Source organism: Microbacterium jejuense (assembly GCF_019511665.1).
In the GTDB taxonomy this organism is placed as follows: Bacteria; Actinomycetota; Actinomycetes; order Actinomycetales; family Microbacteriaceae; genus Microbacterium; species Microbacterium jejuense_A.
In genome coordinates this window covers 42,052-49,120 of record NZ_JAEUAW010000014.1, presented here as the reverse complement: position 1 = coordinate 49,120, position 7,069 = coordinate 42,052, and the positions used below count along the sequence as shown (strand labels likewise).

Annotated in this window: 7 protein-coding genes; 5 read left to right on the top strand and 2 right to left on the bottom strand. The window is 72.2% G+C overall.

Annotated elements, in window-relative coordinates; all coding sequences use genetic code 11:
* Positions 1-51 precede the first annotated feature (51 nt).
* On the bottom strand, positions 52-288 hold the full coding sequence (locus JNB62_RS15700; RefSeq protein WP_220301842.1) for a tautomerase family protein: 237 nt from the start codon (positions 286-288) through the stop codon (positions 52-54).
* Positions 289-342: 54 nt separating this feature from the next.
* Here JNB62_RS15700 and JNB62_RS15695 point away from each other — a divergent pair, with 54 nt between their 5' ends.
* Both JNB62_RS15695 and JNB62_RS15690 read left to right on the top strand, forming a co-directional pair.
* Positions 343-783 (top strand): nitroreductase family deazaflavin-dependent oxidoreductase, encoded by a 441-nt coding sequence (locus tag JNB62_RS15695; RefSeq protein WP_220301841.1) that lies wholly within the window; start codon positions 343-345, stop codon positions 781-783.
* Positions 780-1,523, top strand: a complete 744-nt coding sequence (locus JNB62_RS15690; protein ID WP_220301840.1) for a formylglycine-generating enzyme family protein — start codon at positions 780-782, stop codon at positions 1,521-1,523. The genes JNB62_RS15695 and JNB62_RS15690 overlap by 4 nt, the downstream gene beginning before the upstream one ends.
* A 63-nt stretch (positions 1,524-1,586) precedes the next feature.
* Here the strand turns inward: JNB62_RS15690 and JNB62_RS15685 are convergent, their stop codons facing one another.
* On the bottom strand, positions 1,587-3,071 hold the full coding sequence (locus JNB62_RS15685; RefSeq protein ID WP_220301839.1) for an NCS2 family permease: 1,485 nt from the start codon (positions 3,069-3,071) through the stop codon (positions 1,587-1,589).
* Positions 3,072-3,199: 128 nt separating this feature from the next.
* On the opposite strand from JNB62_RS15685, the gene JNB62_RS15680 reads away from it, so the two are divergent.
* The 3 genes from JNB62_RS15680 to purH are packed head-to-tail and all read left to right on the top strand — an operon-like array spanning position 3,200 to position 7,063.
* Positions 3,200-4,825 (top strand): cell division protein PerM, encoded by a 1,626-nt coding sequence (locus JNB62_RS15680; protein ID WP_220301838.1) that lies wholly within the window; start codon positions 3,200-3,202, stop codon positions 4,823-4,825.
* Between the two features lie 4 nt (positions 4,826-4,829).
* Positions 4,830-5,432 (top strand): phosphoribosylglycinamide formyltransferase, encoded by a 603-nt coding sequence (purN, locus tag JNB62_RS15675; protein ID WP_220301837.1) that lies wholly within the window; start codon positions 4,830-4,832, stop codon positions 5,430-5,432.
* 26 nt (positions 5,433-5,458) lie between these two features.
* Positions 5,459-7,063, top strand: a complete 1,605-nt coding sequence (gene purH, locus JNB62_RS15670; RefSeq protein WP_220301836.1) for a bifunctional phosphoribosylaminoimidazolecarboxamide formyltransferase/IMP cyclohydrolase — start codon at positions 5,459-5,461, stop codon at positions 7,061-7,063.
* Positions 7,064-7,069 lie beyond the last annotated feature (6 nt).

Sequence of the window (7,069 nt, the reverse complement as noted above, 5' to 3'; positions counted from 1 at the left end):
GACCTGCCGCGCGACCCTTCGCGGCGGTCGCGACCGCCCAGAGCCGCCGGATCAGTCCGCGGCGGCCGGGCCGCCGAATCGGGACACCTGACCGGCGCGGTCGGCGTCCTCGCTCGCGAGGACACCGCCGTTCGCGACGAAGTCGGCGGCGACCTCTTCGAACATGATGCGGACGTCCTGCCGACGTGCGCCCAGCGCCTCGACGGCGGCGTCGGTGACGAGTTCGGCGAAGCGGCGGCGCTGATCGACGGTGCGCCCCGGCAGGAGTTCGACTCTCATGTTCGGCATAGCTCGACGATAGGGGACCGCCCCGAGCCCCGCGCCCGGCTTTACGCTGGGGGCATGCCGCTGACCGGAGAGTACAAGCCGTCGACCGCCGAGTGGGCCCGCATCCAGGCCGAGAAGTTCGAGGAGTCGGGCGGCGCCAAGGCCAACACGCTGCGCGGTGTGCCCATCATCGTGCTGACGACCGTGGGCGCGAAGTCCGGCGCACTGCGCAAGACCGCGCTGATGCGCGTCGAGCATGACGGCCGCTACGCCGTCGTGGCGTCGAAGGGCGGCGCGCCCGACGAGCCGAAGTGGGCCGAGAACATGCGCCGTCACCCCCATGTCGAGCTGCAGGACGGCGACGTCAAGAAGGACTACGACGCCCGCGAGCTGTCGGGCGACGAGCGCGCCGAGTGGTGGGAGCGCGCCACCGCGGTGTGGCCCGACTACGCGAACTACCAGACGAAGACCGAGCGGCTGATCGCCGTCTTCGTGCTCGAGCCGCGCGAGGCGTGACCGACCTCCAGCTCGCCCGCATCCCGGGCGGCACCGTGACGCTGCACGACGCACGCCGCAAGGTCCGCTGGGACGTGGTGCTCGAGTCGTACGAGATTGGCGTGTTCGCCGTGACGCAGGAGCAGCTGGCCGAGCTGCTCGGCGAATCCGCACGGCACCCGCGCCGGCCCGCCGTCGACGTCAGCTGGCAGCGCGCCATCCGCTTCTGCAACGCGGCGTCGGAGTGGGAGGGGCTCGACCCGGCCTACACGTTCGACGGCGAGGACGTCACGTGGCACGTCGACGCCGACGGCTACCGGCTGCCGACCGAGGCGGAGTGGGAGCACGCGTGCCGCGCCGGTTCGACCGGTCCGCACTACGGCCCGCTCGCCGAGATCGCGTGGACCAGCGCGGACGGCCTCATCGCCCCCGCGGAGGTCGGCGGACGCCTGCCCAACCTCCACGGGCTCTTCGACACGCTCGGCAACGTGTGGGAGTGGTGCTGGGACCTGCTCGACCCCGCGCGCTACGCGGACTATCGCGTGTTCCGCGGCGGGGGCTTCGCCGACGACGCGTGGAGTGTCCGCGCCTCGACCCGCCGAGGCGGCCCGCCGCGCTCGCACCACGACGACGTCGGCCTCCGCATCGCGCGCGGCGGTTTCGACGGCGAGGGTGCCGCACAGGGCTGGTCGGCCGAGGCCGACGCCGAGCGCGCCGATCCCGACGGTCCGCTGCCGCTGGGCTGGACCCCGCTGCGCTGACCCCGAGAAACGAAGTGGATGCCGGCGGCCGAGGCCGCCGGCATCCACTCGTCCTCGGTCCGGTCAGCCGGCCAGGAGCTGCTCGATCGGTCCGCGTGCGAAGTAGATCGCGAAGCCGGCGGCGACGACCCACAGGAGCGGGCTGATGCCGCGGGCCTTGCCCGACAGCGACCGGATGACGACCCAGGCCACGAAGCCCGCGCCGATGCCGTTCGCGATCGAGTAGGTGAGCGGCATGACGACCACCGTGAGGAACACCGGCAGCAGGATCGAGAAGTCGCGCAGGTCGAGGTCGCGGATCTGCGCCATCATCATCGCGCCCACGATCACCAGCGCGGCGGCGGCGACCTCGCTCGGGACGATCTGGGCGAGCGGCGTCAGGAACATCGCGAGCAGGAACAGCACACCGGTGATCACGTTGGCGAACCCGGTGCGTGCGCCCTCGCCGATGCCGGAGCCCGACTCGATGAAGACGGTGTTCGACGAGCCGGAGGTCAGGCCACCGGCGATCGCGCCGACGCCCTCGACGACGAGCGCGCTCTTCAGGCGCGGGAAGTTGCCCTTCGCGTCGGCGAGGCCCGCCTCCTTCGAGAGGCCGGTCATGGTGCCCATGGCGTCGAAGAAGTTCGTGAACACGAGCGTGAAGACGAGCATGACGACGGTCAGGAAGCCGACCTTGCTGAAGTCGAAGCTCACGTCGCCGACGAGGCTCAGGTCGGGGAGGGCGAACAGGCTGCCGTCCAGGGCCGGAACCGACAGGCCCCACCCGCCGGGGTTGTCGACGGACGAGCCGAGGTGCCAGATCGCCTCGATGATGACGGCGAGGACCGTGCCCGAGACCAGGCCGATGAGCAGCGCGCCCTTGACCTTGCGGGTGACGAGGATGCCGGTGAGCAGCAGGGTGACGACGAAGACGAGGGTGGGGATCGTGGCGATCGAGCCGGCGATGCCGAGGCCGACGGGCGGGGAGTTCTGGCCGGTCGCGGTCACGAAGCCGGCATCCACGAATCCGATGAACGCGATGAAGAGGCCGATGCCGACCGTGATCGCGATCTTCAGCTCGTACGGGACGGCGTCGAAGATCAGGCGTCGCAGGCCGGTCGCCGCCAGCAGCACGATGATGACACCGTTGATGACCACCATGCCCATCGCCTCGGGCCACGTCACCTGCCCGACGACGCTGAACGCGAGGAACGAGTTGATGCCCAGGCCCGCCGCGAACGCGAACGGCAGACGTGCGACGAGTCCGAACAGGATCGTCATCACGCCGGCGGTCAGCGCCGTGACGGCGGCGACGGCGGGGAACGCGAGGTTGTCGCCGGCGACGTCGGTGCCGGCCGACAGGATGATCGGGTTGAGCACCACGATGTAGGCCATCGTGATGAACGTGACGACACCGCCGCGCACCTCGGTGCCGATGGTCGAGCCGCGCTTGGTGATCTCGAAGAAGCGGTCGAAGCCGTTCTTCGGCTCCGGCGTCGCGGCCTCGGGCGTGGGGGTGGGATCGGTTGCGGTGGCGCTCTCGGGAGCGGGCGAGTCTGTGCTCATATGTGGGGACCTCCGACCTGAAACGTTAGTCGCTCGCCGTCGAACCTGGGTATTGCCTGAATGGATGCCGCACCCCTCCGCGCGGGCGACCCCGGGCTCGCCGCCCGGCGAGTTAGGGTCGACTGCGCATGCACCGCCTCATCGTCGCCCTCCTCTCCGCCGTCGACGCCGCCATCGCCGCGACCGTCGGCCTTGCCGCGACCCTCGCGCCGCTGACGCTGCTGTGGGTGTTCGGGTTCGGCGGGGGAGCGGACTGGGGCGTGCTGTGGCCGGCGGGCGTGTCGGTGTGGCAGCTCGGAAACCTCGTGCCGCTGCACATCGCGCTTCCGCCGGAGTACCTCGCCGCGACGGGGATCGACGCGGACGCGGCATCCTTCGTCCTCTCGCTCGCACCCCTCGCGTTCGCCACGTTCACCGCCGTCTTCGCCGCGCGATCGGGTGCCCGCGCCTCGCACGCCGACGCGTGGATCACCGGCGTCGTCACATCGACGACGGTCTTCGCGGCGCTGACGGCTCTGGCCGCGCTGACCGGCGCCAACGATGTGGCGGCGGTGGCCCGGTGGCAGGCGATCCTCTTCCCCGTCCTGGTGTTCGCGATCCCCGCGCTCGTGGCCGCCGTCGTCACGGAGTGGCGCGAGGCCGGCTCGGGGGCCGTGGCCCGCGTGCGCGACGCCGTCGAGGCACGCCCCCACGGCTGGGGTCGCGCACCCGCCCTCGTCGCGCGCGGCACCGCCGTCGTCGTGAGCGGGCTCGTGGGGGCGGGCGCGCTCGTCCTCGCAGTGGCGCTCTTCACGCGAGCCGGGCAGATCGTCGCACTGTTCCAGGCCGCCGCCGTCGATCCCGCGGGCTCGGCGGTCATCACCATGGCGCAGCTCGCGTACCTGCCGACGCTCGTGGTGTGGGGGATGTCGTTCGTCGCGGGTCCGGGCTTCGCCGTCGGCACGGACACCGCCGTCTCGCCCGCCGCCACCCAGGTCGGCGTCCTCCCGGGCATCCCGGTGCTCGGTGTGGTGCCCGACAGCACGACCACCTGGCTCCTGCTGCTGGCCCTCGTGCCCGTCGCGCTCGGTGCGCTGGCCGGCTGGATCGTGCGGTCGCGCCTGGTGGGGGGAGTGGAGAGGATGCCGCCCACCGCTGCCCGCGATGAGCCCGCGTCGTCGCGGTTCGATGCCGGCAGGACCGCCGCGTTGTCGGGGCTGCTCGCATCGGCGCCCGTCATCGACCCCGACCCGGTCCCCGACGACGAGCCGCGCGACGAGTCGACCGCCGGGGCGCGCTTCATCATCGCGCTCGGCATCGCGGTCCTCAGCGCCGCCGCGGCCGGCCTGCTGTCGTTCCTCGCATCGGGGTCGCTCGGCCCCGGCCGCCTCGCCGAGTTCGGCCCCCAGCCCGGACCTGTCGCGCTCGCCGTCGGCATCGAGGTGCTGATCGGCGCCGCCATCCTGCTGCTCGCGCCCGTCGGGCGCCGTGAGGCGCGCGGCGGCCGGCGCGACGAAGACGACCGGCACGCGGCATCCACCTCCCCGGCGTCCTCCGACGAGACGCCTGTCGACGAGCCGGCGTCCGCCGCCGACGGCCCGCGCATCCCCGATCTGGACGACACGGCCGACCTCGCGGCGATCACGGCCGCCTGGAGCGGGCTGCGCACATCGTCGGCGCGTCCGGATCCGACGGGCTCGTCCGGCAGAGCACCGCGGGCGGCGCCGGAGCCCGAGGCGGTGACCGAGCCCATCGACCTGCCCCGGCTAGACTAGGCGCGTGCTCACGGTCGCCGTCCTCATCTCGGGCACAGGGTCGAATCTGCGCGCTCTGCTCGACGCGGCGGCCGACCCCGAGTTCCCCGCCCGCATCGTCGTCGTCGGCGCCGATCGAGAGGCCGAGGGCTTCCAGCACGCCGAGGACTACGGCATCCCGACCTTCATGGTCCCGTTCGCGCAGTTCGCGACCCGCGAGGAGTGGGGTGCAGAGCTCGCCGAGCAGCTGAACGTGTGGCAGCCCGATCTCGTCGTGCTCAGCGGGCTCATGCGCCTGCTGCCCGCCGACCTCGTCGACGCCTGGTCGCCGCGCATCATCAACACCCACCCGGCGTACCTGCCCGAGTTCCCCGGCGCCCACGGCGTGCGCGACGCGCTCGCGGCCGGGGTCGCGCAGAGCGGCGCCAGCGTCATCATCGTCGACAACGGGGTCGACTCGGGGCCGATCCTCGCCCAGGAGCGCGTGCCCGTGCTCCCCGGCGACGACGAGCACGCCCTGCACGAGCGCATCAAGCCCGTCGAACGCCGCCTGCTCATCGACGTGGTGCGCCGCGTCGCGACGGGCGACCTCGATCTCGCGGCGGTGTCCGCGAACGCCCCGCTCTGACCCCCACCCCCTCGAGGAGAACCGCCATGGCCGGACCGAGCCACGACCCCGCCCTGTATCGCCCCCGAGATGTCGTCCCGGTCCGCCGCGCGCTCGTGTCGGTGAGCGACAAGACCGACCTGCTCGAGCTCGGCGCGGCCCTCGCCGCCGCGGGCGTCGAGATCGTGTCGACGGGCGGGTCGGCGTCGCTGCTGCGCGAGGCGGGCTACGACGTCACCGACGTGTCGAGCGTCACCGGCTTTCCCGAGTCCCTCGACGGGCGCGTCAAGACGCTCCACCCGGGCGTGCACGCGGGCCTCCTCGCCGACCTGCGCCTCGAAGACCACGAGCGGCAGCTGGCCGCGCTCGACATCGCGCCGTTCGAGCTCGTCGTGGTGAACCTGTACCCGTTCGTCGAGACCGTGGCCTCCGGCGCGCAGGGCGACGACGTCGTCGAGCAGATCGACATCGGCGGCCCCGCCATGGTGCGGGCGTCCGCGAAGAACTTCGCGAACGTCGCCATCGTCACCTCGCCGTCGTCGTACCCGGCCGTCATCGAGGCGGTCCGAGCGGGCGGCACCACGCTGGTGCAGCGCCGCGAGCTGGCGGCACGCGCGTTCGCGCACACCGCCGAGTACGACCGCGCCGTCGCCACGTGGTTCTCGGAGGGCACGCTCCTCGAAGAGGACCTGCCCGCGCACCTCACCATCAAGGCCGAGCGCCTGGCCACGCTGCGCTACGGCGAGAACGCGCACCAGCGCGCCGCCATCTACACCCGCAACGGCGGCCACGGCATCGCCCAGGCCACGCAGCTGCAGGGCAAGGAGATGTCGTACAACAACTACGTCGACGCCGACGCCGCGCTGCGCGCCGCGTTCGACATGGTCAAGCCGGCTGTCGCGATCATCAAGCACGCGAACCCGTGCGGCATCGCGGTGACCGCGCCCAACGCCCTCGACCCCATCGCGAGCGCGCACCTGCGCGCCCACGAGTGCGACCCGGTCTCGGCGTACGGCGGCGTGATCGCCGCCAACGGCACCGTGACCCTCAAGATGGCCGAGAACCTGAAGGACATCTTCACCGAGGTCATCGTCGCGCCGTCGTTCGAGCCGGCGGCGCTGGAGGTCTTCAAGGCGAAGAAGAACCTGCGTCTGCTGCAGCTGCCCGAGGACTGGCAGCAGGAGCGCATGGACGTGCGCCTCGTGTCGGGCGGGCTGCTGCTGCAGGACGCCGACCGCTTCCCCGACGACATCGAGTCGGTCGCGAAGGACTGGCAGCTCGTATCGGGCGAGCGCCCGGCCGACGACGAGATGACGAACCTCATCTTCGCGTGGAAGTCGTGCCGCGCCGTCAAGTCGAACGCCATCGTGCTGGCCAAGGGCTCGGCGACGGTCGGCATCGGCATGGGCCAGGTCAACCGCGTCGACTCGTGCCGCCTCGCCGTCGAGCGCGCCGGCGACCGCGCCGCAGGGTCGGTCGCGGCATCCGACGCGTTCTTCCCGTTCGCCGACGGCCCGCAGGTGCTGATCGACGCCGGTGTCACCGCGATCATCCAGCCCGGCGGCTCGGTACGCGACGACGAGGTCATCGCCGCGGCGAAGGCCGCCGGCGTGACGATGTTCTTCACCGGCGAGCGCCACTTCTTCCACTGAGCCGCG